The organism is Stenotrophomonas maltophilia (genome assembly GCF_047497515.2).
In the GTDB taxonomy this organism is placed as follows: Bacteria; Pseudomonadota; Gammaproteobacteria; order Xanthomonadales; family Xanthomonadaceae; genus Stenotrophomonas.
Genome location: NZ_JAXAXL020000007.1, coordinates 74,266 through 98,975, shown reverse-complemented (window position 1 = coordinate 98,975; position 24,710 = coordinate 74,266). Strand labels below are relative to the sequence as shown.

Here is a 24,710-nt window from a genome sequence, read left to right as displayed (position 1 = left end):
GTTTCTTTTGGTTCTTTCCGCAGACCGCACTGCAGGAGCAGGGCGGAACGGCATTGCCGGCCCGCAGGGTGACGCACAAGGATGTGCGTCATCAAGAAAGGTAACGCCCGACCCAACGTCAGTCGTACGCCAGGCCGGCCGCAAGGCAGAGATCACCCCAGCATCTCCAGCCCCCGCACTTCGGTGATGCCCAATCCCGGCACGTCGCTGATGCTGATCTCCGATTCGTTGAAATGTACGCCGCCACTGACCGGGTCGAACTGGCCCAGCGACGGGCCGTCCAGATCGACCTTGGTGATCACATCGCTCTTGGCCACCGCCAGGTGCACCGCGGCGGCCACGCTGATGCTCGACTCGATCATGCAGCCGATCATGCACGGCACACCGTAGATGCCGGCGATGTCGGCAATGCGGATCGCATTGGAAAGGCCGCCGGTCTTCATCAGTTTGATGTTGATGATGTCCGCTGCGCGCTGCTGGATCAGGTCCATCACCTGGCTCGGGCTGAACACACTCTCGTCGGCCATCACCGGCGTATTGACCCGGTCGGTGACGTACTTCAGGCCGCTGATGTCGGCGGCTTTCACCGGCTGCTCCAGCAGTTCCAGCACCACGCCGGCTTCTTCCAGCGTGCGCATCGCATGCACCGCCTGCTTGGCGGTCCAGCCCTGGTTGGCGTCGAGGCGCAGCAGGGCGCGGCCCTCGACGGCGGCATGGATCGCCTTGACCCGTTCGATGTCCAGGCCGATGTCCTTGCCGACCTTGATCTTCAGCGACTCGAAGCCGCGTTCGATCGCCGACAGCGAGTCGGCCACCATCTTGTCGATGTAGTCCACGCTGATGGTGATGTCGGTGGTGATCACCGGGTCGCCGCCGCCAAGCATCTGGTACAACGGCGCGCCATGCAGCTGCGCCCACAGGTCGTACAGCGCGATTTCCACCGCGGCTTTGGCACTGGTGTTGCGCTCCATCGCGCTCTGCACCAGCCCGCACAGCCGGTTGAGGTTGGCCACCTCCTGGCCGATCAGGCGCGGTGCGATGAAGTGGCGGATCGCTTCGATGATCGAGCCATGGGTATCGCCGGTGATCACTGCCGTGGCAGGCGCTTCGCCATAACCGGTGTGGCCGGTGTCGGTGCGGATCAGCACCACCACATCCTCCACGGTCTCCACCGTGCGCAGGGCGGTCTTGAACGGCGTCTTCAGCGGCACGCGCAGCATGCCCAGTTCGATGGCGGTGATCTTCATTCAGGGAGTCTTGGCTCGCAGGCGCTGGATGTTGGTGATGCGGTCGATGTAGCGGACGCTGTCGCTGGCCATCATCGGCTCCAGCGGCGTCACCGAAACACCATTGAGATGGGCCTGCACACGCGTGCCGTCGGCACCGAACCAGCTGCCGCCCGCCGTATCGTGGATGACCCAGGTGCGGCCGTCGACGTGGCCTATGGCCATCATCACGTGGCCCGGAATGTAGACCAGATCACCCACCTGCAGATCGGTGACGGCGCGATCGCGCACGGCCTTTTTGTCCTTGTCGGTGAACGGCAGGCGGTCCAGCGCGGGGCTGACCGCCTGCGCGCTGGTATTGCGCGGCAGCAGCACGCCGAAGCTGCGGTAGATCTCCGAGACGAACCCACTGCAGTCGCGGGTGTCGTAGTCGTGGCCCCAGCCGTAGCGCTCGCCGAGGAATTTGAAGGCCTGCTGCAGCAGCAGGCGCGGGGTCAGCGGCAGGTAGTCGGCGGCGGTGTCCTGCGAACGCGGCAGCAGCGCCGGCACCAGCTTCAGGCGACCATCGGCCTCGCGTACCGGCAGCTGCACCACCCACGAGGCATGCGCTTGTTGCCCGTTTACCGGCGTAGCAGCGGGCCAGTCGGCCAGCACCGGCAGGCGCACGCCCATGTCCAGCTGCAGGCGCGACACGCGCGGTTCTTCCGGGGTGTAGGCGGTCTGCGCGGTGGCGCCGGTGACGATGCGGTAGGGCCCCTGTGCGCCGTAGCCGAGTACCGTGGCCTTGTCACCACTGGCAATCGCGTCGGCCTCGATCCACGCGCTGTAGCGCTCGCTGTGCACGAACAGCCAGCGGCCATCGGCACTGCGATGGACCACGGCCACCTTGTCGCCGGGGAACAGCGCCGATTCCTGGAATCGGTCGATGTCGGTGTCACCGGCAGTGCTGAAGACGCGCTCGCGGGTGGGGAAGGTGCGCAGCGCGGCACGCTTCACCACCAGCCCATACTGCGGCGCTACCTGCGCGGGAATCGCCTCCAGCCCGAGGTTGGCTTCGATCGCGCGGCGCAGTGCCGGTGTGATGGACTGGCCCTTGTCGTTGTAGAGGGCGCGCGTGGGCCAGCTCGACAATGCGGTGATGCTGCCGCGCACCGCCGCCGCATCCAGCTGCGCAGGCAGTGCGGCGATGTCCTGGATATGGCGGTCCTGCGCCCGCATCCGCGCGTTCTGCGCGTCAATCTGCGCGCGGTCCAGGATCGGCGCATCGGCGTTGCCCAGCCGCGCCGCCCAGTACTGGGGCGTCAGGTAGGCCTCGTGCAGGCCGATCACATAGGGAAGCGGTGTGCCCGGATCGGGTGCCGGGGCGGTCTGCGCAAAGGCCGGCGCCGCCAGCAGGCACAGCGCCAGGGTCAAGTGGCGCGGCCAATGCCGGTGCCGTTCGCGGGAAGCCAGGATCATGCGCTGCACACCCTCCTCGAATGCCTGTTGGAATATTTATTCCTTTAGGCTGCGAAATCAAGAATAAATTATTGACCGGCATCCCGGCCCGTGTTACACAGCCGTTACCACCCGCGCTGGGGAAGTGTCGCTGTGGATCCTGCCGTTCGCAAACCGCGTCTGACTGCTGCTGCCGGCCTGGGGGCCGCGCTGCTGCTGTGGGCGTGGTCGGCGGGCGCGGAGCCGCCACCCTCGGCCATCCAGTTCGCGCGCGTCGTGCAGATGATCGACGCGGGACGGTTCTCCGAAGCCCATGGCGAGCTGAATACCTGGTCGGCGGCTGATGCGGCGGAACCGGGCGTCAGTTTCGATGACATCGCGTTCCAGGAAGAACGCATGCGGCGCATCCGCCTGGATTTTTCCCTCGACGAAGCCGCCGCCAAGGCCGCCGTGCGGCGCTGGATTCCGGACCTGACCGACGAGGAATTCGCGCGCTGGGATCAACTCGGCCTGATCGAGCACCTCGATATCGATGGCACGCGCTGGTACTTCAAGCGCGCACCGTCGAACCTGTTCCTGCTCAGCGACGAAGCGCGTGCACGCCGCCGTGCGGATGCACCGATGCCGGCACCGGGCCCGAACGAAGTGCTCAACGCCCACCACGCGCGCGTGCTTGCCGCGGCCGAACAGAGCGGCCAGGCCTCGGTGTTGCCGCAGCGCATCGAATTCACCCAGTCGCTCACGGTGAAAGCCGATGCGGTGCCGGCCGGCGAGCTCGTACGCGCCTGGATTCCGTACCCGCGAGAGATTCCCGGCCAACAGGAACAGGTGCAGTGGCTGGGCAGCTCACCGGGCAAGGCACGCGTGGCACCGGCAAGCACGCTGCAGCGCACCGCCTACCTGGAAGCCAAGGCCGTAGCCGGCAAGCCGACGCGCTTCGAGATCCGCTACGCGGTCACGATCTTCGCCCGGCATACCACGATCGATCCGGCCAAGGTGCAGCCGACGCCGGTCGATCCGGCGCTGCAACCCTACCTGTCCGAGCAGCTGCCACATGTGCGCTTCACTCCCGCACTGAAGCTGTTCTCCGACCAGGTGTTGCAGGGCGAGACGCGGCCGTATGAGGTGGTGCGCAAGCTGTTCGCCGCCGTTGATCGCATTCCGTGGGCGGGCGCACGCGAATACGCCACGCTCAGCAACATCAGCGACTATGCGCTGCGCGCCGGCCATGCCGACTGCGGCCAGCAGACATTGCTGTTGATCGCACTGCTGCGCATGAACGGCATTCCCGCGCGCTGGCAGTCGGGCATGGTGTTCTCCGGCGACGGCAGTGGCTACGACAACCTGCACGACTGGGGGCAGGTCTACCTGGCGCCGTATGGCTGGCTGCCGATGGACGTGACCACCGGCGCATTGGCCAGCGACGTGCCGGCCCTGCGCGACTTCTACCTGGGTGGCCTCGACGGCTACCGCATTGCCTTCAACGATGATTTCGGCCAGCCCTTGGTGCCGGCCAAACAGCACTTCCGCTCGGAAACGGTCGACTCGCAGCGCGGCGAGGCCGAGTGGGCAGGCGGCAACCTGTACTTCGACCAATGGAGCTACGACTTCCAGTGGCGGGTACTGCCAGCCAGGCAACGCTAGCGCGACACATCACACTCCACACCATTCAATTCTTGCAGGAGAGAGCAGGGGATGAAGGCTTACAGCATCAAGCGGGCGGCGCTGTGCGTCGCCCTTGGGGCGTGTCTGGGCGTAATGCTGCCCGGCATCGCGATGGCGCAGAACGTGAGTGGCGCGGTCGCCGGCCGTGCAACTGCCGGTGACCAGGTCACCGTGGTCAGCAGCAGTACCGGCCTAACCCGCACCGTCACCGTTGGCAGCGATGGCAGCTACCGCCTCGGCCAGCTGCCGGTGGGTGACTACCAGCTGCAGCTCAGCCGTGATGGGCAGAAGCTGGGCGATCAGGTATCGGTGAGCGTTGCCGTCGGCGGTACCACCACGGTCAATCTGGCCAGTGGCGGTGGCGTCACCAATCTTGACGCACTGCAGGTGGTCGGTACCCGCGTGGTCAATCGCGTGGATGTCTACTCCACCGAAACCTCGTTCAACATCAACCGCCAGGAAATCTCGCGGCTGCCGGTGGCCCAGGATCTGTCCGCGGTGGCGCTGATGGCGCCGGGCGTGGTGGGGGGCAACTCGTCCTTTGGTGGCCTGTCCTTCGCCGGTTCATCGGTGGCCGAGAATGCGGTCTTCATCAATGGCCTGAACGTCACCGACATGTATACCCGTCGTGGCTTCAGCACAGCGCCGTTTGCTTTCTTCAACGAGTTCCAGGTCAAGACCGGCGGCTACTCGGTCGAGTTCGGCCGCTCAACAGGCGGCGTGATCAATGCCGTTACCCGCTCGGGCAGCAATGACTTCGAAGGCGGCGTGGAAGTCACCGCCGAGCCCAGCGCGTGGCGTGCCAGCGGCGGGGATCATTTCCACCGCGATGGCACTCCGCATTCCTATGGCAGCCGCGACAACAACTCGTTCCTGAAGACCAACGTCTGGGGTTCGGGGCCGATCATCAAGGACAAGCTGTTCCTGTTCGCGATGTACGAAGACCGCAGCGACAAGGGGCACAACACCTCGTCCGATGGCAGCACCTGGTTCAAGAACGACTCGGGCAACGGCTTCTGGGGCACCAAGCTGGACTGGAACATCAACGACAACCACAGCCTGGCACTGCTGGCGTTCTCCGACGAGGGCGACGTCACCAATGCCTCGTACGGCTACAACTGGAATGCCGACCGGCTCGGTGCCTGGGGCGGTGACTCGGTCACCGAGACCGGGGGCCGCAACTGGTCGGCTACCTACACCGGCCACTTCGGCCAGAACTTCACCGCGCGCGCCATGGTCGGCCAGAACAACCAGCGTGCGTTCACCAACTCGTCGCTGGACCAGGCCTGCAGCCCGGTGTTCACCGACGCCACGTACGGGCCGCTGCTGGGCAAGTTGAACGGGCTGCGGGCGGGCTGCCATCCGACCGGTGCGGCGGTGGCAGAGCGCGACGACACCCGCGACGTGGCGCGCCTGGACTTCGAATGGCAGCTCGGTGACCACCTGCTGCGCTTCGGTGTGGACCGGGAGTTGATGACCACCAAGCAGTCCACCCGCTACCCGGGTCCGACCGAGCTGAGCTACACCGCCTACGTGGCGCGTCCCGGCGATGAAGTGTGGGATGGTGCCAACGCCTACGTGCCGGCGGGTGTCACCGAAATGCTGCGCGCACGCAACCGCAAGTCGGGTGGTACGTTCGAAACCGAGGCCAATGCCTTCTACCTGGAAGACATCTGGAACATCACCCCGAACCTGATGCTGAACCTCGGCGTGCGCTGGGACCGCTTCGAAAACCGCACCGCTGCCGGCAAGGCGTTCATCAAGATGGACGACTTGATCGCACCGCGCGTCGGCTTCTCGTGGGACATGCGTGGCGATGGCAGCACCAAACTGTTCGGCAATGCCGGCCGCTACTACCTGCCGGTCACCAACAACATCAACGTGAACTTCGCTGGCGGCCTGACCGACGAATACAGCTACTACGTGCTCAATGGCTGGGAACAGAAAACCTCGCCGACCGGATCGCCGTACATGGCACCAATCGTTGGCCCGCAGATCGGGCCGACCGACACCCGCATGAATACCGGTGGTGCCGACCTGCGCCAGAGCGTGGACCGCGACCTGAAGGCGGTCTACCAGGACGAGTACATCCTGGGCTTCCAGAACATGATCAACCAGGCCTGGTCCTGGGGCGTCAACGCCACCTATCGGCGCATGACCCGTGCGCTGGATGACATCCGCATCAACTACACGCCGTGCGGCCCGACGCCGAGCACGCTGTGGCCGATCGCCAAACCGGGCGAGAGCCTGACGATCTGGGGTGACAAGAGCATCGGCTGCGCCAACGAAGGCTGGATCACCATCGATACTGCCAACAGCGGCTATCGCAAGGGCGGCAGCGGCGAGGTGATCGGGTACTCCAAGCCCAAGCGCACATACAAGGCACTGGAATTCCAGATTGATCGCGCGTGGGACGAGAAGTGGATGTTCAACGCGTCCTACCTGTGGTCCAAGAGCGAGGGCAACTTCGAAGGGCCGGTGAACTCCGATACCAACTACGGTGATACCGGCATGGTGCAGTTCTGGGATCATCCGGCCACCAACGAGCGCTATGGCGTGCTGTTCAACGATTTCCGCCACCAGTTCAAGCTTCGCGCTGCGTATGCGCTGAACAAGCAGTGGTCGTTCGGCACCACCCTGCAGGTGCAGTCCGGTGGCCCGATCACAGCCTACGGCGTGATGTGGCCGAACGACTCCATCGCCGGCGGCAGCACCTCCAGCGAAGGCAGCGGCGGCGGCACTGGCTGGCTGTGCGTGGCCAATTGTTCGGGCCCCTATAACCAGCGCCAGTTCGAGTACAGCCCACGCGGCGCGTTTGGTCGCCTGCCTTGGACCTGGACCATGGGCGCCAATGTGACCTGGCGCCTGCCGGTGGAAGGTATCGACCTCAGCGCCCGGTTGTCGGTGTACAACCTGCTCAACAACCAGAAGACCATCAACGTGCACCAGCGCTATGAAGCACAGCCCGGCCAGTATCGCGAGGCGACCTTTGCTACCGGCACACGCTGGCAAGCGCCGCGCTATACCCAGCTGGTGGTGACCTGGAACTTCTGAAGCCAGCGCCGCGTATAGCGTCGAGCGCGCTCGACAGGATGCCGTACGCCCGCCTGAGGAACGTAGTCGAGCACGCCCGACGCGGCCTCTGTGCGGCCGCTTTGGCGGTGTTTCCGGCTGTGGCAGCGCAGCCGGCCGACACCGCATCCCTCGATGCCGATGTCGCGGCGGTGGTCCGCGCCGAACATCTGCCCGGACTGGCGATGGCGGTGGTCGAGAACGGACAGGTGGTCTATCGCCATGCCGAAGGCAAGCGCGGCGACGGTGGCCGCATCGACGAGGACACGCTGTTCAAGATCGCCTCCAACAGCAAGGCGATGACCGCCGCGTTGCTGGCGCGGCTGGTGCAGCAGGAAAAGCTGCGCTGGGATGACCCGGTGCAGCGCTATCTGCCGGAGTTCCGCATGCATGACGCATGGGTGGGCCAGCAGATGCAGGTGCGCGACCTGCTGATCCACAACAGCGGTCTCGGGCTGGGTGCGGGCGACCTGATGCTGTGGCCGGAGCCGAACACCTTCACCCGCGCCGACATCATCGCCGGGCTGGCCCACCTGAAGCCGGTCAGCAGCTTCCGCAGCCACTATGCCTACGACAACCTGATGTACGTGGTGGCCGGCGACGTGGCCGCTGCGGCCGGTGGCAAACCGTATGACCAGCTGATGCGCGAGCAGGTGTTCGAACGCCTGGGCATGGCACGCTGCCAAGTGGGGGAGTGGTCGGTCAAACGCGTGGGCAACGTGGCGCAGCCGCACGCCTGGCGTAGTGATCGCAACGAGGTGGTGAGCGCCGATGGGGCCATCAGCCCGGACCTGCCCTCAATGGCGGCCGGCGGCATCCGCTGCTCGCTGCGTGACATGACGCGCTGGATGCAGGTGCTGCTGGATCCTGCATTGGTACCGGACTGGCTGGGCATTGAGCAGCGCCGCACGCTGTGGACCCTGCACATGCCGATGCCGCTGGGCGAACGGCAGCGGCGCTGGGACAACGCGCACTTCTACGGCTACGGATACGGCTGGCGGGTGTCGGACATGGACGGGCAGTGGAAGGTGGCGCACACCGGCACGCTGTCGGGCATGTATTCGTCGCTGGCGCTGCTGCCCGACCGCAAGGTGGGTGTGGTGATGCTGATCAACGGCGAGGGCGAGGATGCGCGTACCGCGCTGATGCAGGCCATGCTGAAGCGATTTACCGCCCCCGATGAAGCGCGTGCGGCGATGGCCTATCTGGCTGAACTGAAGGCTGACCAGGCCACGCGTGCGGCAACCGGCCATCAGCGGCCGATGACTTCGGATGCACGGCAGGCGCCGGCTTCCGCTCTGCCCCGCTGGCAGGGCCGCTACAACGACCCGTGGCTGGGGCCCGCCTCGCTGTGCCCGGGCAAGGACGGTCTGCGTTTCAGCGTGGACAAGTCGCCCAGGCTGCAGGCAACGGTACTGCAGCTGCAGGGGCGCTGGCTGCTGCGCTGGGATACGCTGGGCGACGAAGCGCAGGCGTGGCTGCAGCCGGGCGAAGGCCCGTCGCCGACGCTGGACCTGCGCGCCATCGATCCGGACATCGACTTCAGCTATGACTTCCAGGACCTGCATTTCACTCGTACTGGCGATTGCCCTGGCCGCGACCGCCCGCGCCGCTGAGCCACCGCGCGTTTCACCGGCCACCGATATGGCCAGTGCCGGCCTGGTGGAGATCCGCGCGCTGTCGCCACACATCGACATGGATATCCGCTACGCAGGCGCCAACAACTTTACCGGTGCGGCGGTACCCGGCTACGAGGCGACTTCCTGCTATTTGCTGGCACCAGTGGCGAAGGCACTGGCCCAGGTGGAGCAGGATCTGCGCGCGGATGGATGGGGCCTGCGGATCTACGACTGCTATCGGCCGGTGCGCTCGGTGCAGGCTTTCATGGCCTGGGTGAACGACCCGCGCGAGCTATCGCGCAAGGCATTGCAGTACCCGGACCTGGACAAGCCGCGCCTGCTGGCCGACGGCTACATCGCCGAGCGCTCCGGCCACAGCCGTGGCGCCACCGTTGATCTCGGCCTGCTCGATTGCCGCAGCGGTACCTGCACGCCGCTGGACATGGGGACGGATTTCGATTTCTTCGGTCCACGTGCGCACACGCAGGCAAGCGGGTTGAGCGAGGTGCAGCAGGTGAATCGACAACAGCTGGTACGCGCGATGGCCCGGCGCGGTTTCGTGAATTATCCGCAGGAGTGGTGGCACTACACCCTGCAGCCCGAACCGGACCCGGGCACCGCCTACGACGTCCCCGTGCGGTAGGGGTATCGGCAGAGGGTCGCTGCTGTTGGCAGGTGTCGACCTTGGTCGACGCGGTAGATCCACGCCATGCGTGCTGCTCTTCGTTCAATCATCGGAGTATTCGATTTCGATGGAGATTTCATCCACGCATGGCGCGGATCCACCAGAACCCGGATTGGCGCGATGGCGCGTCCCCGGGTGCAACCCTGCCGATACCCTTACACTGGCCGCCTTTCCACCGCTGCCCACCCGATGAACCTTCCCCTGCACTTCGGCCTGCTCGGCACCCTGGAAGCCGGCGCCATCGCCCTGCTGGTCGGCCTGCTGGTGTACTTCCTGTGGTCGCGCCTGTGCCGGTTGCTGCACTGGTCGGTGGGCCATGCGATCGGCTGGTCCTGCGTCATCTCGGTGGTGATCTCCGCCGGCATCGACGCATGGAAGTTGTTCTACATGGGGATCGTGCGGCTGGAGTCGCCGCTGTACGCGCGCCTGTTCCTGTCCACCATCCACGATCCGAACGAACTGGGCAGCCGCGTGGTGCTGGAAATCGCCGGCGCACTGGCCGGTGTTGCATTGGGGTGGGTGATGTTCAGTTCGCGGTCATCGGAAAAAACCGTCGACTGACGCAGGTTTTTCGTTGCCTGCCGGTTAAATCCTGCCGCGCTGAATGCGCAGCTTATGACCCACTCACTCCACGCTAACCAGCGTGCTAATGCATGCACGCGGGCCAGTGGTTAATCGTGCGTGTGCGCGCAGGTTGCAACGCAAAATCGATTCAGAAACGCGGTGGCAGGGTAGGTGCCGTGCGGAAACAACACGCCGCGCAACACCACCCAATCGGTAGGAGACACCCCTGATGACTATTCGCAACCGCAAGCCCCTGATCGCCCTGATCGTCGCCGCCGGCAGCGTGCTGGCCATCCCGGCGATGGCCCAGTCGGCCAAGCAGCAGGCCGCGCAGGCGCAGAACCAAGCCGCGCAGGCCCAGCAGGCGGCGGCACAGGCCGGGCAGGCGGCTGACCAGGCCACCAACGCGGCTGCATCGGCCTCGGCGCAGGCCAATGGCGGTGGCCAGACCTGGGCCAGCATCGATACCGATGGCAACGGCACCATCAGCAAGACCGAGGCACAGGTGAACGCGGGCCTCGCCCAGGTGTTCGACCAGGCCGATACCAACAAGGACGGCGAGTTGAGCGCCGATGAGTACAAGGCCTTCGTGGCCGCCCAGCAGGCCGGTGCAGGTGCCGGCGCGGCGCAGGGCCGCTGATCTACACCTGATTCGGGAAAACCGGTGCATGGGGACCCGGGCGGCTACGGCCGCCCGGGTTTTTCCCGTCCACCGGGCCCCTGTATCCTTGGCGGATGAATACCCCCACGCCTGCGCCGTCGCGCGCCATCGGCCTGGTTGGTTTTGACGGTGACGACACGCTGTGGAAGAGCGAGGACTACTACCGCAAGGCCGAGCAGGATTACCTGGACCTGCTGTCGCGCTATGTCGACGTGCACGACACCCAGACCGCCCGCCACCTGCTGGAAGTGCAGCAGCGCAACCTGGCCGTGTTCGGCTATGGCGTGAAGGGCATGGTGCTGTCGATGATCGAAGCGGCCATCGACATCACCGGCCAGCGCATCGACGCCAAGGACATCCAGCGCATGCTGGACATCGGCCATGACACCCTGCGCCACCCGGTCGAGCTGATCGACGGCGTGCGCGCATCGGTGGCGGCCATTGCCGAACAGTACCCGGTGGTGCTGATCACCAAGGGCGATCTGTTCCACCAGGAAGCCAAGATCAAGGTGGCCAACCTGCGCGAGCTGTTCCCGCGCATCGAGATCGTCTCGGAGAAGGACCCGGAAACCTACGCGCGCGTGCTGGCCGAGTTCGACCTGCCGATGCAGCGCTTCGTGATGGTCGGCAACTCGCTGCGCTCGGACATCGAGCCGGTGGTCACCCTTGGCGGCTGGGGCGTGCATACCCCGTACGCGGTGACCTGGGCCCACGAGACCCAGCACGGCGTGGCCGACGACGAACCGCGCATGGTCAGGGCCGATACCGCGCACGATTGGCCGGCCGCACTGGCGGCGATCGAGGCCAAGGCGGCCGCGACGGCCTGACAGGGCCGGGCGGCTGCGGCAGAATCGGGGCATGAATGTCCGACTGCGCGCACTGATGTTGTCCCTGCTGCTGGCGCCAGCCACCGTGCTGGCGCAGCAGACCGCCGAGCGCTCGGCGGCCTACACCGTGGAAACCGGTGACAGTTGGGTGGATGCCCAGCTGCAGGACATCAACCATTACGCCGAACGCTACCCCGACGCCTTCCTCGATGAGGTATCGCGCTATGCCGGCGTGCCGCGCGGCTACATCAGCGCGCTGTTCACCACCCATGGCTGGCAGGCCGGGGATATCTACTTCGCCTGTTTCTGGGCCAAGGCCAGCGACCAGACCTGCCGCGACAGCGTGCGCGCCTTCAGCCAGGACCCGGAAGGTGGGTGGGAGGCGGTGGTCAAGCGCATGCCGCACACCCCGGACAACCTGCATTACCGTGCGGTGCGCCATGCCATCGTTGCAAGCTACGAACACTGGGACCGGCCGATCACCCTCGATGCCACCCTGAAGCGCCAGCTGAAGCGGTAGTGTTGGGCTGCGTCTGGTGGGTGCGAACCTTGGTTCGCACTGGTCTGTCAGGGGCCGGTGCATAAGCAGTGCGAACCAAGGTTCGCACCCACCAGGCCTACCCGGGCCAGGTGTCATGTTGCTCTGCATATCGCCGCCGCCGCGCGCTCCGGCGACAATACGGGTTCGAGCTGTTCCCCGTTCCCGTAATCGAGTGACTGATGAGCGCCTCTTTCGTTTCGCCCGATGTGATCCGCCGCCTGTTCGCCCAGGCCATGTCCCGCATGTACCGCACCGAAGTGCCGCTGTACGGCACGCTGGTGGAACTGGTGGAGCGGATCAACGCGCAGGTGCTGGACCAGGACCCGGCGCTGGCCGCGCAGCTGCAGCGCAACGACGAGCGCGCCCGCCTGGACGAAGAACGCCATGGCGCGATCCGCGTGGGCACCGTGCAGGAACTGGCCACGCTGCGCCGCCTGTTCGCGGTGATGGGCATGTTCCCGGTCGGCTACTACGACCTGTCGGTGGCCGGCGTGCCGGTGCACTCCACCGCGTTCCGTCCGCTGACCGGCGCCGCGCTGGCGCAGAACCCGTTCCGCGTGTTCACCTCGCTGCTGCGTCTGGAACTGATCGAGGACGAAGCGCTGCGCACCGAGTCCGCGCGCATCCTCGAACGCCGCCGCATCTTCACCGAGGGCGCGCTGGCACTGATCGACCAGGCCGAGCGTGACGGTGGCCTGTCGCAGGTCGATGCCGAACGGTTTGTCGAAGAAGCGCTGGAAACCTTCCGCTGGCATGGCGACGCCACCGTCGACCTGCCGACCTACCACGCCCTCAACAAGGCGCACCGGCTGGTGGCCGATGTGGTCAGCTTCCGTGGCCCGCACATCAACCACCTGACCCCGCGCACGCTGGATATCGACGCGGCGCAGGCGGCGATGATCGAGCACGGCATGGCCGCCAAGGCGGTGATCGAGGGCCCGCCGCGCCGTGCCTGCCCGATCCTGCTGCGCCAGACCAGCTTCAAGGCACTGGAAGAAGCGGTGCACTTCCCGGACAGCGAAGGCGGCGATGCCGGCACGCATACCGCGCGCTTCGGCGAGATCGAGCAGCGCGGGCTTGCGCTGACCCCGAAGGGGCGCGCGCTGTACGACCAGCTGCTGTCGCAGGCACGCGATGCCGGTGGCGAAGGCAGCACCGGGGGCGACTACGGCCAGCGCCTGCAGGCGGTGTTCGCCAGCTTCCCGGATGACCATGACACGCTGCGCCAGGAAGGCCTGGGCTATTACCGCTACCAGCTGACCGACGCCGGCCGCGCCGCGCCGGAACGCGTGGCCGATCTGCCGGCCGAAGTGCTGGTGGCCACCGGCCTGGCCACCGCCGACCCGATCGTCTACGAGGATTTCCTGCCGGTCAGTGCCGCGGGCATCTTCCAGTCGAACCTGGGCGGCGAAGAACAGCGTGCCTATGCCGCGCACGCCAATCGCGAGGCCTTCGAGCAGGCGCTGGGCGTGGCGGTGAATGACGAGTTCGAGATCTACGAGCGGCTGCAGGCCGAATCGCTGGCGGCGCTGCGCGCCGTTTGAAGGTAGTGCCGGCCGCTGGCCGGCTCCCCAGAACAGCCGGCCAGCGGCCGGCTCTACCAGGGTCCCCGGGCCTCAGCCCTTCATGGTGCCGGTATCCAGCCAGCGCTGGTGCCACGACAGCGCTTCCGGCAGCAGGTGCGGGGTGTGCTTGCCGTAGCTCTCGCGGCTGGCGCGGTCGAAGTAGTCCTGCAGCTGCGCGCGGAAATCCGGGTGCGCGCAGTTGTCGATCAGCACCTGCGCACGCTTGCGCGGGGTCAGCCCACGCAGGTCGGCCAGCCCCTGTTCGGTCACGATCACCGACACGTCGTGCTCGGTGTGGTCGACGTGGCTGGCCATCGGCACGATCGCCGAAATGGTGCCGTTCTTGGCGGTGGACGGGCTCAGGAACGCGGACAGGAAGCCGTTGCGGGCAAAGTCACCCGAACCGCCGATGCCGTTCATGATCCGTGTGCCCATCACGTGCGTCGAATTGACGTTGCCGTAGATGTCCACTTCGATCATGCCATTCATGCCGATGCAGCCGAGGCGGCGCACCAGCTCCGGATGGTTGGAGATTTCCTGCGTGCGCATGATGATGCGCTCGCGGTAGAAATCGATGTGCTCCTTGAACGTCTCGTTGGCCTGCGGGCTCAGCGCGAAGCCGGTGCACGAGGCATAGCTCAGCACGCCGTCGCGCAGCAGGTCGAGCATGCCGTCCTGGATCACTTCGGTGAACGCGGCCAGGTCGCGGAAACCACTCTTGGCCAGGCCGGCCAGCACCGCATTGGGAATATTGCCCACGCCTGACTGCAGCGGCAGCAGGTTCGGCGGCAAACGGCCCTTCTTCACTTCGTGCTTGAGGAACTCGATCAGGTGCGAGGCGATCTGTTCGCTGGTCGCATCGATCGGGCTGAACGGGCTGTTGCGGTCCGGGCCGTTGGTGCGCACCACCGCCACGATCTTGTCCGGGTCGCAGCGCAGCGCGGTGTCGCCGATGCGGTCGTTGGCGTTCACCAGCGGAATCGGCTTGCGGTGCGGCGGCAGTGCCGTGCCGTAGTAGATGTCATGCATGCCGTCGACGCCGGCCGGCTGCCATTCGTTGACCTCGACGATCACCTTCTTGGCCAGGTCCAGCCAGGTCTTGTTGTTGCCGACCGAGGTGGAGGGCACCAGCGAGCCGTCCTCGCGGATGGCCGACACTTCGATCACGGCGGTATCGATCTCGCCGTAGAAGCCGAACCACACGTGCTGGGCGACGTGGCTGAGGTGGATGTCGATGTAATCCAGCTTGCCCTCGTTGATGCGGTTGCGCGCATCCGGGTCGCTCTGGAAAGGCATGCGCATGGCGATGCCATCGGCCTTGGCCAGCGCGCCATCGAGTTCCGGCGCGGTGGAGGCGCCGGTCATCAGCTTGATCTGGAAAGGATTGCCCTGGGCATGCACCGCTTCGATGCGGCGCGCCAGTTCGACGGGAACGGCCTTGGGATACCCGGAGCCGGTAAAGCCGCTCATGGCCACGGTTTCACCGGGCTGGATCAGCGCGGCTGCGGTCTCGGCGGAGACCACGCGGTCACGGAGACGCGCGTTGGCGATGCGATCAACAGACATGACGACAGTGTTTCTGGGGGGAAACCCGATTATCGGCCATCCTCATCCGTACGGGGGGTTCTACCTTCGTGGAATGGCTTTTCCCTACCGGGGTCACCCGTACCGGCCGGTTTTGTTTTGCAGTGCAGCGTGCAAAGTGCTTTCGCAGCCCGCACGATGGCCCTGCATCCCGACGTGGGGGAGGGAGCAGAGCCCGCTGGCAGTTCGCTGCAAGCGGGCTTTTTTATTGCCCGCTGTCCATTATGAATACGCGGACTCCATTAACGGTAGTGCCGGCCGGGTCGATACAATCGGGGCATGACCCTCGCCCCCGCTGAACTGCCCGCCTCCCTGCAGCCCCTTGTTGATCGCGCCTTGTCGCGATTGGCCCAAGTGCTGCCCGAGCCCGCCCCGGCCGAGCTGCAGCCGCTGCTGACCCGGCTGGCGGTGGCCAGCGACTTCGCCCTCGATACCCTGGTGCGGCAGCCGGCCCTGCTGGCGCAGCTGGCCGCGCCCGGTTGCCCGCCGATTCCCGCACCGGTACTCGACCCGCTGCAGCCCAGCGACTGGCCGGCGCAGCTGCGGCGTTGGCGTGCGGCGATGTCGACGCGGCTGATATGGCGCGACCTGGCCGGGCTGGACGACGTGGCACAGACTCTGGCTGGCGCCACCACCCTGGCCGAGGACTGCCTGCGGCTGGCGCTGGACGCGCTGCAGCAGGAATTCGCCCAGCGCCACGGGGTCATCCGCGATGACCACGGCCAGCCCATGCAGCTGGTGGTGTTCGGCCTCGGCAAGCTGGGCGGCGGCGAACTGAACTTCAGTTCCGATATCGACCTGGTCTACGCCTACCCGAACGGCGGCGAATCCGACGGCCCGCGTGCGCTGGCCGCCGAAGAGTACTTTGCCCGGCTCGGCCAGCGCCTGGCCAAACTGCTGGATGAAACCACTGTCGATGGCTTCAGCCACCGCGTCGACCTGCGCCTGCGCCCGTTCGGTAGCGCTGGCCGCGTTGCGCTGTCGTTCGCGGCGATGGACCAGTATTTCCAGCGCGAGGGCCGCGACTGGGAGCGCTATGCCTGGCTGAAGGCGCGCGCGGTGGCCGGCGACATCGAGGCCGGCGAGGCGTGGCTGCAGACCCTGCGCCCATTCGTGTACCGCCGCTACCTGGATTTCACTGCGCTCGATGGCCTGCGCGAGATGAAGGCGGCGATCACCGCCGAAGTCGCGCGCCGTGAACTGCACGAGGACATCAAGCGCGGTGCCGGTGGCATCCGCGAGATCGAGTTCCTGTGCCAGGCACTGCAGCTGATCCGCGGCGGCCGTGAACCGGCGCTGCGCGAGCGTCGCCTGCTGGTGGCGCTGGCGGCACTGGTGGCGGCCGGGCAGATCGCGCCCGAGGATGGCGCCGCGCTGCGCGAGGCCTATCTGTTCCTGCGCCGGCTGGAAAACCGCCTGCAGATGCTGCGCGATGCGCAGACCCATGTGCTGCCCAGCGACCCTCTGGATCGTGAGCGCATCGCCATCGGACTCGGCTACCCGGACTGGGAGGTGCTGCGCGCGGCACTGGCCGAACAGCAGCAGCGGGTCAGTACCGAATTCGCCGCGCTGCTGGCGCCGCGCAAGGGCCAGGCCGCGCCCGATGCGTTGGCCAACTACTGGCGCAGCCTGCCCGACGGCAGCAACGCGCCGCTGCTGGCCGAAGCCGGTTTCCTCGATGCCAACGGCGCCGACCAGTCGCTGCGCGATTTCGCCCAGGGCACCGGTGTGAAGTCGTTGTCCGACGCCGCGCGTGCGCGCCTGGATCGCGTGCTGCCAGCGCTGCTGCATGCGGCTACGCGCTCGCCGCAGCCCGATGCCGCGCTCAAGCGCGTGCTCGGCCTGCTGCAGGCGGTGCTGCGCCGAACCAGCTATCTGGCGCTGCTGGACGAACAGCCCAGCGCATTGGCGCGGCTGGTCGATGTGCTGGCGCGCAGCGCACTGCTGGCCGAGCGGCTGGCGGCCTATCCGCTGCTGCTGGACGAGCTGCTGGACGTACGCGTATCCGGGCCGATGCCCGATGCCGCTGGCATGCTGGCCGAGTGCCAACAGGTGCTGGCGGTGGAAGACCCCGAATCCGCACTACGCTGGCTCAACGAGACGCGGCTGGCGCTCAGCTTCCGCATGGCGATGGCCACGCTGGATGGTCGCCAGGGCGCGGTGGACAGCACGCGGCAACTGGCCGAGCTGGCACAGGCGGTGGTGATCACCGTGCTGGCGATGGCCGAGGCGGACATGCGCGCCGCGCACGGCGAGATTCCCGGCGGGCGCTTCGCGATCATCGGCTACGGCAGCCTTGGCGGCCTGGAGCTGGGCTTTGGCTCCGATCTGGATCTGGTGTTCCTGCACGACAACCCGGCTGGGGTGGACGCCAGCGATGGCGCGCGCCCGCTGGAGCCGGGGCGCTGGTACGCGCGTCTGGCGCAGAAGGTGATGGCGCTGCTTGGCGCGGTCACCGCGGCCGGTCGCCTGTACGACATCGACGTGCGACTGCGCCCGGATGGCGGCAAGGGGTCGCTGGTGTCTTCGCTGGCCAGTTACACCGACTACCAGCGCGAACGCGCATGGACCTGGGAACACCAGGCGCTGGTGCGCGCGCGTGGCGTGGCCGGCGATGCCAGCCTGCTGGCCGACTTCGAGCAGGTGCGCGCGCAGACGCTGGGCCGCGAGCGTGATGCCGGTGTGCTGTATGCCGACGTGTTGAAGATGCGCGGGCGCATGCGCACCGAACTGGACCGCAGCGATGCCGCACGGCTGGACCTGAAGCAGGGCGCCGGTGGCGTGGTGGACCTGGAGTTCCTGCTGCAGACCGGCGTGCTGGCGCGCAGCGCGCAGGTGCCCGTGCTGCTGGAACCGCGCGACACACCGTCGTTGATCGACGCGCTGGGCACCGCCGGTTTCCTGCCCGATGCCACCGCGCAGGCGCTGCACACCGCGCACGCGACGTTGCTGGAGGTTGGCCTGGCCTGCACGCTGGATCGGCGGCCACGTTTGGCACCGACCACCCCGGCCATTGCAGAGGCCTGCGCGGCGATCACTTCGGCGTGCGTTGAAGCGAAGCTGCCGTTCGCCTGACAGGCAGCGATGGCTGGGCAATGGCCTGCTTCTGGTGGGTGCCAACCTTGGTTGGCACAGGCCATCAGGGTTCATGACCCTGGCAATGGCCCTCCCTTGGTAGGTGCCGACCGTTGGTCGGCACAGGCCATCAGGGTCCATGACCCCGGCAACAGCGTGCCAACCAAGGTTGGCACCCACCAAATCATTTCTCCCACCGGATCAATGGCCTCGCCGATACCCCGCTTCTGGTGGGTGCCAACCTTGGTTGGCACAGGCCATCAGCGTTCATGACCCTGGCAATGGCCCGCCCTTGGTAGGTGCCGACCGTTGGTCGGCACAGGCCAAATCATTTCTCCCACCGGATCAATGGCCTCGCCGATACCCCGCTTCTGGTAGGTGCCAACCTTGGTTGGCACAATCCATCGGCGTTCATGACCCCGGCAACAGCGTGCCAACCAAGGTTGGCACCCACCAGAGAAGTGCGGTCAGCTGGTGGCGCGCAGCGGCGCCATCTTCCACAGCAGCGCGCGGAACGGGGCCAGCAGGCACACGCCGATCGCCAGCTTCACCGCCAGGTCGCCGGCGGCCCAACTCATCCACGGCAGGGTCGAACCGGCAAATGCGATCGACCAGAAAATGGTGGTATCCACCGTCGCACTGCAGGTGGTGGCCACCATCGGTGCGCGCCACCAGCTGCCACGGCGCAGGCGATCGAACACGGTGATGTCCAGCAGCTGCGCCACGATGAACGCCGAGCACGAGGCAATCGCGATACGTGGCGTGGCCACCCACACCGACAGCACCACCGCCACCAGGAAGCCGATCCACGCCACGCGGCGGGCCGGGCCCGGGCCGAAGCGGCGGTTGATCAGGTTGCTGACCAGGAACGCGACCGGATAGCTGAAGGCGCCCCAGGTCAGCCAGTCATTGATCGGGTACTGCACCAGTACGTTGGACAGCAGCACCACCGCGCCCATCGCCAGCACCGCCAGCACCAGGGCGCGCGGGGTCAGCGGGGCAAACACAGGGGCAGGACGCACGGACATGGCGAGCCAGGGGAACAAAGGGAATCGCCCATTATCCGCCCGGCCCGAGGCAAATCCAAAACCGCTCGTTCAGTTTTACAGCGCTTCGCTCATCACATCGCCAGCGGCATACGCGGTCGGCACGTACGCCAGGGTCTGGCCCTGCGCGCTCTTCACATTCCAGCCGGCGCCGGCTTCGGTGGGGTCGAAATGAACCTGTTGGCCCACCACGAAGGCCGCCGTCTGATCCTCGCGCATGTGTGCCGGCCACCGCAGGGTCGCGGTCTGGTCGGCCTTGTCTGGCACCTGCAGCTGCACCTGGCGCTCGCCCTCCGGCGTGGTCTCCACCTTCTTCACTTCCATCGGCGGCAACGGTACTGCCTTGGTGCGGGTGGCCTTGCCGTTGCGCTCGCTGGCCTTGAACGGCGCCTTGGACAGTTCGGACAGGCCCGCCGACGCAGCGAGCGGCACCGAGACCACAATCAGCGAGGTAATCAGGACGCTGGCCTCACTGCTGTTCAACTGCGGCGCAGCGCCCGCATGGACGTTGGGCACCAGCAATGCGGAAAGCAGCAGGGCAGAGGCGGGAACGCGCAGGCAACGGAACATGGGACCTCCTGGTCGCCAGGGAAAGGGGAAGAAACTCATGGGGTGGCCGCGGTGGCACCGGCCACCGGCACATGGGGAATCACCAGTTCCTGCTGCAGCTGGCTGCGCTGGTGCAGGAAGTCGAACACCGATTCCACCGTCACCACCGAGTAGTTGCCGGAGATGCGTTCGCCGGCCGGGTGATCGGTGGTGGTGGCGTTGGCCACGAACAGGCGCGCACCCACGCGCTTGCCCAAGCCGATGTGCAGCACGCTGGGTTGGTACTTCTGCTGGCGCAGCCACTGCTGCGCCTGTTCGCGCTTGACGATGGCCGGCGCACCTTCGCTCTGTGCCATCGCCGCGGCCAGCACTTCCAGCACCCACTGGTTGGAGTTCTGGTAGTCGGTGGCGAACGGGTAGGCCACCACGTTGTACTTGGTTTCGTGCAGTGCCTTGGGCTGGATCGAGGGCGATACCAGCATCGCCCGCAGTGCCGCGCGCAGCGGCGCGGACGGCACGCCGATGCGCAGATCGGTGTGGCCACCGCTCTCGCCGACGAAGTTGCCCAGGCCCTCGTGGTACAGCTGCGAGCTGTCGGTCTTGCAGCGGTTGAGCAGGTGCATCGCGCGCCAGCGGCCGTCGTCCTCGCGCAGCAGGAAGGCCAGATGGCTGTGGCGCAGGCCGTAGCGGCTCAGGTCCTGGCCACCGCGCGCGGCCACCACCACGTCCACGTCGGGCAATGCATCGAGGCGTTCGGCGGTGGTCCAGGCCACATCCAGCATGGCGGCCTGTGCGGCCACGCTGGGGTAGCGCTCGCGGCACTCGGTGCTGTTGGCCCACGCCGGTGCGGTTGCCAGCAGGCTGGCGGTCAGCAGCGCGGCGCGCGGCAGGCGATAGAAACGATCCATGTCGATACCTTCAACGGCGGTCAGGGCCGCGTGCCGATCATACGCCGGTCAGCGCAGCGGGCGGTCCACGCCCTTGCGCTTGAGTTCCTTGTCGCAGGCGTCGCTGATGGGTGCCACCGGCAACGGCGGGCGCTGGCCCTTCGGATCGCGCAGCGCCGGTTGCTCGCGGTACGCGTCCAGCTGCTGCTGGCACTGGTAGGAGATCGGGTCCAACTCGGTGGGCGACGTGGAGCACGCGGCGAGCAGGGCCAGCGGCAGCAGGAGCAGGGTGCGCATGAAGGCGTTCAGTCCGATGGGGGACACCGGACTCTAACGTTGCGCGCGGATCGAGATGTTCAAAAAACGCTGGGCGATCGGCATTACCTCAATGCCATGCACGGCGCTGCCGGCCAGCGGCCGGCACTACCTTGATGCCAGGCGCTGCTTCACCTCGGCCGCGATCCGCGCGGTTTCGCGCAGCGGTTCGATGCGGTCGTAGTGCCAGTCCAGCCAGCGTTCCTGCAATCGGCCGCGTTCGCGCAACTGCTGCTGGAAGCGCGCCAGCCGTCCCTGCGCGGTATCGGCCAGTGCCACCATCACCGGCATGCGCGTGGCGCAGGCTTCAGAGAGCAGGTTCACAGAATCCGGCGAGACCACCACACGGTTGGCCCAGCCGAGCAGGCCGCCATACGGATTCACTCCGTCGCCGCCATCGCCCCAGATCACGTGGGGCAGGTCGGCGAAGGTTGCACGCAGGATCTCGGCCAACGCAGGTGGCGTGCGTCGTGACGTGGTGGCCAGCAGGCTGCCTCCCTCGCTGCGGATCTGCTCAGCCAGGGCACGGAACACGCCGACCATCGCCGGTTCGTCCCACGGCGCCAGCGGTGTTGGCCCACCCACCAGCAATGCAGTGCGCGGGCCGGGCAGGGTGCTGAAGCCGGCGAACGCGGCGCGTCCCCACGCCAGCCAGTCGTCGTCCACCGGGTTGAGGCTGCCGAGCAGGGTCAGCACGTTGCTGCCGCGCAGGGTGTCGTGTTCGGGTACCACCACCACGTCCCAATGGCGGGCACTGATACGCGGGTCGAGGATCTGCACCACCTGGCTGCCGCGCGCACGCAGCACGCGCAGGGCACCGGCGGCCTGGCGGCCACAGCCGATCGCCAGCGCCGGGGCCTCGGCGGCCAGTGTCGCGAAGGCCTCGCCGTAGCCGTTCACATCGCCGGGCAACCGCCGCGGCGACAGCCAGCGCCACGGCGCGCGAGGCTGCAGCACCAGCGGCCGATGGGTGCCTTGGCGCAGCGCCGAGGCCAGCGCGACCGCCTGGCGGACATTGCCCGCGCGGCCGTCAGTGACCGTCCAGGGTGCGCTCGATCGTTTCACCATTGGCATTAATTCGTTTCAGCCCTGCTGGGTGTTGCAACAGTCGCGACACTCTACACTGCGGCTCGTCGATTCGCCCCGCGCCGCCCGCGGGCACTGACTTCCCTTCGCCGCCCTGGAGATCCACCGATGTCCCACGCGCTCGACGCTGCTGCCCTCGATCAGCTGTTCCGCACTGCCCGTACCCAGAACGCTTTCCTCGACAAGCCGGTTCCGGCCAGCCTGCTGCAGGAACTGTACGACCTGGTGAAGTGGGGCCCGACCGCGGCCAACACCACGCCGGCCCGCTTCGTCTTCGTCACCTCGAAGGACGCCAAGGCCAAGCTGGCCCCGGCCCTGTCCGAAGGCAACCATGACAAGACCATGGCCGCCCCGGTCACCGTCATCATCGGCTTCGACCTGGACTTCCACGAAAAGCTGCCGTACCTGTTCCCGCACGCCGATGCCAAGTCCTGGTTCGACGGCCCGCAGGAAGGCCGCCACGAAGCCGCCATCCGCAACGGCAGCCTGCAGGGCGCCTACCTGATCCTGGCCGCGCGCGCGCTGGGCCTGGATGCCGGCCCGATGTCCGGCTTCGATGCGGCCAAGGTGGACGAGGCGTTCTTTGCCGGTACCTCGATCAAGTCGAATTTCCTGGTCAACCTGGGTTACGGTGACCCGGCGGGCCTGTTCCCGCGTCTGCCGCGCCTGTCGTTCGACGAAGCGGCGCGCATCGCGTAAGTCGCTGTATCGATTTCGGGCCGTCACCTTGGCGGCCCCTGTTGCACCCACCCTACGATCCGGAGAGTTCCTCAGATGAGCGCCACCCGTAAACTGCTGCTGCCGCTGGCCCTGACCCTGGCCATCGCCGCCTGCTCCAAGCCGGCCGACACCGCTGCACCGGCTGCTGATGCTGCTGCCCCGGCCACCACCGAGCAGGCCGCTGCCCCGGCTGCGCCGGCCGCCGATGCTGCCGCTGCCGCCCCGGCGGCCGAAGCGATCAAGATCGCCTCGGGCACCTACAAGCTGGACCCGAGCCACACCGACGTGCTGGCGCAGTGGAGCCACTTCGGCTTCTCCCACCCGAGCGCGCACTTCGGCAACGTCGAAGGCACCCTGGTGTACAACGCCGAAGACGTGACCAAGTCCACCGTGGAAGTGAAGCTGCCGCTGAGCGGCCTGAACAGCTTCACCGCCAAGTTCGACGAGCACCTGAAGAGCGCCGACTTCTTCGACGCCGCCAAGTTCGCCGATGCCACCTTCAAGAGCACCAAGGTGGAAGCGGCCGGCACCAACAAGCTGACCGTCACCGGCGACCTGACCATCAAGGGCACCACCAAGCCGGTCACCCTGGACGTCACCGTCAACGGCGGCGGCGAGCACCCGATGGCCAAGGTTCCGGCCGCCGGCTTCGATGCCACCACCACGCTGAAGCGCAGCGATTTCGGCGTCGGCGCCTACGCCCCGAACGTCAGCGATGAAGTGAAGATCCGCATCACCACCGAAGCCACCGGCGAAAAGCCGGCCGCTTGATGCACCCCGCTCACTCGTCGTGAGAAGGCAGAAGGCCCGCTGGAAAGCGGGCCTTCTTTTTTGGGTTCCGGTAGCGCCGGCCGCTGGCCGGCTGCACGTGAGGAACCCGATGCCGATGGGGTTGCCGGCCAGCGGCCGGCACTACCGGTAGATGCCCGATGTGGATGGGGTTGCCGGCCAGCGGCCGGCACTACCCGGTAGGTGCCCGATGTGGATGGGGTTGCCGGCCAGCGGCCGGCACTACCCGGTAGGTGCCAACCTGCATCGGGTGGGTGCGGACCGTTGGTCCGCACGATCCCTCAGCGCAGCGCGCCCAGCCACGCCGCACACGCCTCGCTCGGGCTCTGCTTGGCCTTCACCGCCAGCCCGCTCACGCGCACGAAGGTCTGCGCGGCCTGCGCCACCACCTGGCGTGCGATCAACGCCGCCTGCTTGGTCGCGGCCTGCTGCTTGCGCAGCTGCACGATGTTGATCGACGGCCGGCCGACCGGTGCGTACTTCTGGTCGCGGCGCAGCACGTCGGCCACCTGCCCCACTTCGAATTCGGCCTGCAGGTAGCGGTGCTGCGCTTCCACCAGCTCACGCAGCGGCGCACGCAGGGCGGCGGTGTCGGCGAAGGCGGCCAGCGCGGCATCGCAGGCGGCGTCATCGGCGAAGCGGGTACGCAGCGCATCCACGCTGGCCAGGGTCAGTTTGGCCATGTGGGCCTCGTTGCTGCAGGAAAGGAGCGCGATTGTCGCATTGTCAGCCGGTTTGTGCGGACCAACGGTCCGCACCTACCGAAGGCGGAGCCGCCGAGCATGGGCCGGGCTCTA

The 24,710-nt window shown here is 67.0% G+C and carries 21 protein-coding genes; 12 read left to right on the top strand and 9 right to left on the bottom strand.

The annotated features are described in order from the left end of the window. Window positions 1–152: 152 nt before the first annotated feature. Complete coding sequence (locus tag ACMZPQ_RS11985; protein WP_164242833.1) at window positions 153–1,247, bottom strand: dipeptide epimerase; 1,095 nt, start codon at window positions 1,245–1,247, stop codon at window positions 153–155. Then, entirely contained in the window at window positions 1,248–2,684 is a 1,437-nt protein-coding gene (locus ACMZPQ_RS11980; RefSeq protein ID WP_197583048.1) for a C40 family peptidase, read from the bottom strand. It abuts the gene before it with no gap. Between the two features lie 132 nt (window positions 2,685–2,816). Between ACMZPQ_RS11980 and ACMZPQ_RS11975 the strand changes: the two genes are divergently transcribed. From ACMZPQ_RS11975 to hglS, 9 genes are all read left to right on the top strand, one after another. Next, on the top strand, window positions 2,817–4,307 hold the full coding sequence (locus tag ACMZPQ_RS11975; RefSeq protein WP_197583049.1) for a transglutaminase-like domain-containing protein: 1,491 nt from the start codon (window positions 2,817–2,819) through the stop codon (window positions 4,305–4,307). 51 nt (window positions 4,308–4,358) lie between these two features. Continuing rightward, on the top strand, window positions 4,359–7,382 hold the full coding sequence (locus ACMZPQ_RS11970; protein WP_197583050.1) for an outer membrane beta-barrel protein: 3,024 nt from the start codon (window positions 4,359–4,361) through the stop codon (window positions 7,380–7,382). A 38-nt stretch (window positions 7,383–7,420) separates the two neighbouring features. Beyond that, window positions 7,421–9,016 carry a serine hydrolase gene (locus tag ACMZPQ_RS11965; protein WP_197583051.1) on the top strand — a complete coding sequence of 532 codons (1,596 nt, stop codon included), beginning with the start codon at window positions 7,421–7,423 and terminating at the stop codon, window positions 9,014–9,016. Continuing rightward, on the top strand, window positions 8,949–9,662 hold the full coding sequence (locus tag ACMZPQ_RS11960) for a M15 family metallopeptidase (protein ID WP_197583052.1): 714 nt from the start codon (window positions 8,949–8,951) through the stop codon (window positions 9,660–9,662). Before ACMZPQ_RS11965 ends, ACMZPQ_RS11960 begins: the two co-directional genes overlap by 68 nt. 231 nt (window positions 9,663–9,893) lie before the next feature. Then, window positions 9,894–10,265 (top strand): hypothetical protein, encoded by a 372-nt coding sequence (locus ACMZPQ_RS11955; RefSeq protein WP_197583053.1) that lies wholly within the window; start codon window positions 9,894–9,896, stop codon window positions 10,263–10,265. Window positions 10,266–10,497: 232 nt separating this feature from the next. Then, complete coding sequence (locus ACMZPQ_RS11950; RefSeq protein ID WP_197583054.1) at window positions 10,498–10,908, top strand: EF-hand domain-containing protein; 411 nt, start codon at window positions 10,498–10,500, stop codon at window positions 10,906–10,908. Between the two features lie 95 nt (window positions 10,909–11,003). Then, the gene (locus tag ACMZPQ_RS11945; protein ID WP_197583056.1) at window positions 11,004–11,756 is read left to right on the top strand and encodes an HAD family hydrolase; all 753 of its coding nucleotides are present in this window, start codon (window positions 11,004–11,006) and stop codon (window positions 11,754–11,756) included. Between the two features lie 31 nt (window positions 11,757–11,787). Next, window positions 11,788–12,276: a hypothetical protein gene (locus tag ACMZPQ_RS11940; protein WP_312646033.1), complete on the top strand. Its 489-nt coding sequence runs from the start codon at window positions 11,788–11,790 to the stop codon at window positions 12,274–12,276. Between the two features lie 200 nt (window positions 12,277–12,476). After that, window positions 12,477–13,841 carry a 2-oxoadipate dioxygenase/decarboxylase HglS gene (gene hglS / locus ACMZPQ_RS11935; RefSeq protein WP_312646031.1) on the top strand — a complete coding sequence of 455 codons (1,365 nt, stop codon included), beginning with the start codon at window positions 12,477–12,479 and terminating at the stop codon, window positions 13,839–13,841. Between the two features lie 72 nt (window positions 13,842–13,913). On the opposite strand, the gene scpC is transcribed toward hglS, so the two are convergent. Beyond that, window positions 13,914–15,428: a succinyl-CoA:acetate CoA-transferase ScpC gene (gene scpC / locus ACMZPQ_RS11930; protein WP_049456062.1), complete on the bottom strand. Its 1,515-nt coding sequence runs from the start codon at window positions 15,426–15,428 to the stop codon at window positions 13,914–13,916. A gap of 297 nt (window positions 15,429–15,725) precedes the next feature. Here scpC and glnE point away from each other — a divergent pair, with 297 nt between their 5' ends. After that, entirely contained in the window at window positions 15,726–18,521 is a 2,796-nt protein-coding gene (gene glnE, locus ACMZPQ_RS11925) for a bifunctional [glutamate--ammonia ligase]-adenylyl-L-tyrosine phosphorylase/[glutamate--ammonia-ligase] adenylyltransferase (RefSeq protein ID WP_197584276.1), read from the top strand. Between the two features lie 467 nt (window positions 18,522–18,988). Here the strand turns inward: glnE and ACMZPQ_RS11920 are convergent, their stop codons facing one another. From ACMZPQ_RS11920 to ACMZPQ_RS11900, 5 genes are all read right to left on the bottom strand, one after another. Beyond that, window positions 18,989–19,549 (bottom strand): queuosine precursor transporter, encoded by a 561-nt coding sequence (locus tag ACMZPQ_RS11920; RefSeq protein WP_197584247.1) that lies wholly within the window; start codon window positions 19,547–19,549, stop codon window positions 18,989–18,991. Between the two features lie 75 nt (window positions 19,550–19,624). Next, window positions 19,625–20,137: a hypothetical protein gene (locus tag ACMZPQ_RS11915; RefSeq protein ID WP_197584245.1), complete on the bottom strand. Its 513-nt coding sequence runs from the start codon at window positions 20,135–20,137 to the stop codon at window positions 19,625–19,627. Between the two features lie 35 nt (window positions 20,138–20,172). Continuing rightward, the gene (locus tag ACMZPQ_RS11910; RefSeq protein ID WP_197584242.1) at window positions 20,173–21,024 is read right to left on the bottom strand and encodes a DUF2145 domain-containing protein; all 852 of its coding nucleotides are present in this window, start codon (window positions 21,022–21,024) and stop codon (window positions 20,173–20,175) included. Window positions 21,025–21,072: 48 nt separating this feature from the next. Then, entirely contained in the window at window positions 21,073–21,300 is a 228-nt protein-coding gene (locus tag ACMZPQ_RS11905; protein WP_008266793.1) for a hypothetical protein, read from the bottom strand. A gap of 126 nt (window positions 21,301–21,426) precedes the next feature. Continuing rightward, on the bottom strand, window positions 21,427–22,386 hold the full coding sequence (locus tag ACMZPQ_RS11900) for a mitochondrial fission ELM1 family protein (RefSeq protein WP_197584240.1): 960 nt from the start codon (window positions 22,384–22,386) through the stop codon (window positions 21,427–21,429). 126 nt (window positions 22,387–22,512) lie between these two features. Here ACMZPQ_RS11900 and ACMZPQ_RS11895 point away from each other — a divergent pair, with 126 nt between their 5' ends. Next, window positions 22,513–23,103 (top strand): malonic semialdehyde reductase, encoded by a 591-nt coding sequence (locus ACMZPQ_RS11895; protein WP_197584237.1) that lies wholly within the window; start codon window positions 22,513–22,515, stop codon window positions 23,101–23,103. 75 nt (window positions 23,104–23,178) lie between these two features. Then, entirely contained in the window at window positions 23,179–23,895 is a 717-nt protein-coding gene (locus tag ACMZPQ_RS11890; protein ID WP_414486084.1) for a YceI family protein, read from the top strand. Window positions 23,896–24,194: 299 nt separating this feature from the next. Here the strand turns inward: ACMZPQ_RS11890 and ACMZPQ_RS11885 are convergent, their stop codons facing one another. Continuing rightward, a complete protein-coding gene (locus ACMZPQ_RS11885; protein ID WP_008265571.1) occupies window positions 24,195–24,596 on the bottom strand; it encodes a hypothetical protein in 402 nt (133 codons plus the stop codon). Between the last annotated feature and the right edge of the window lie 114 nt (window positions 24,597–24,710).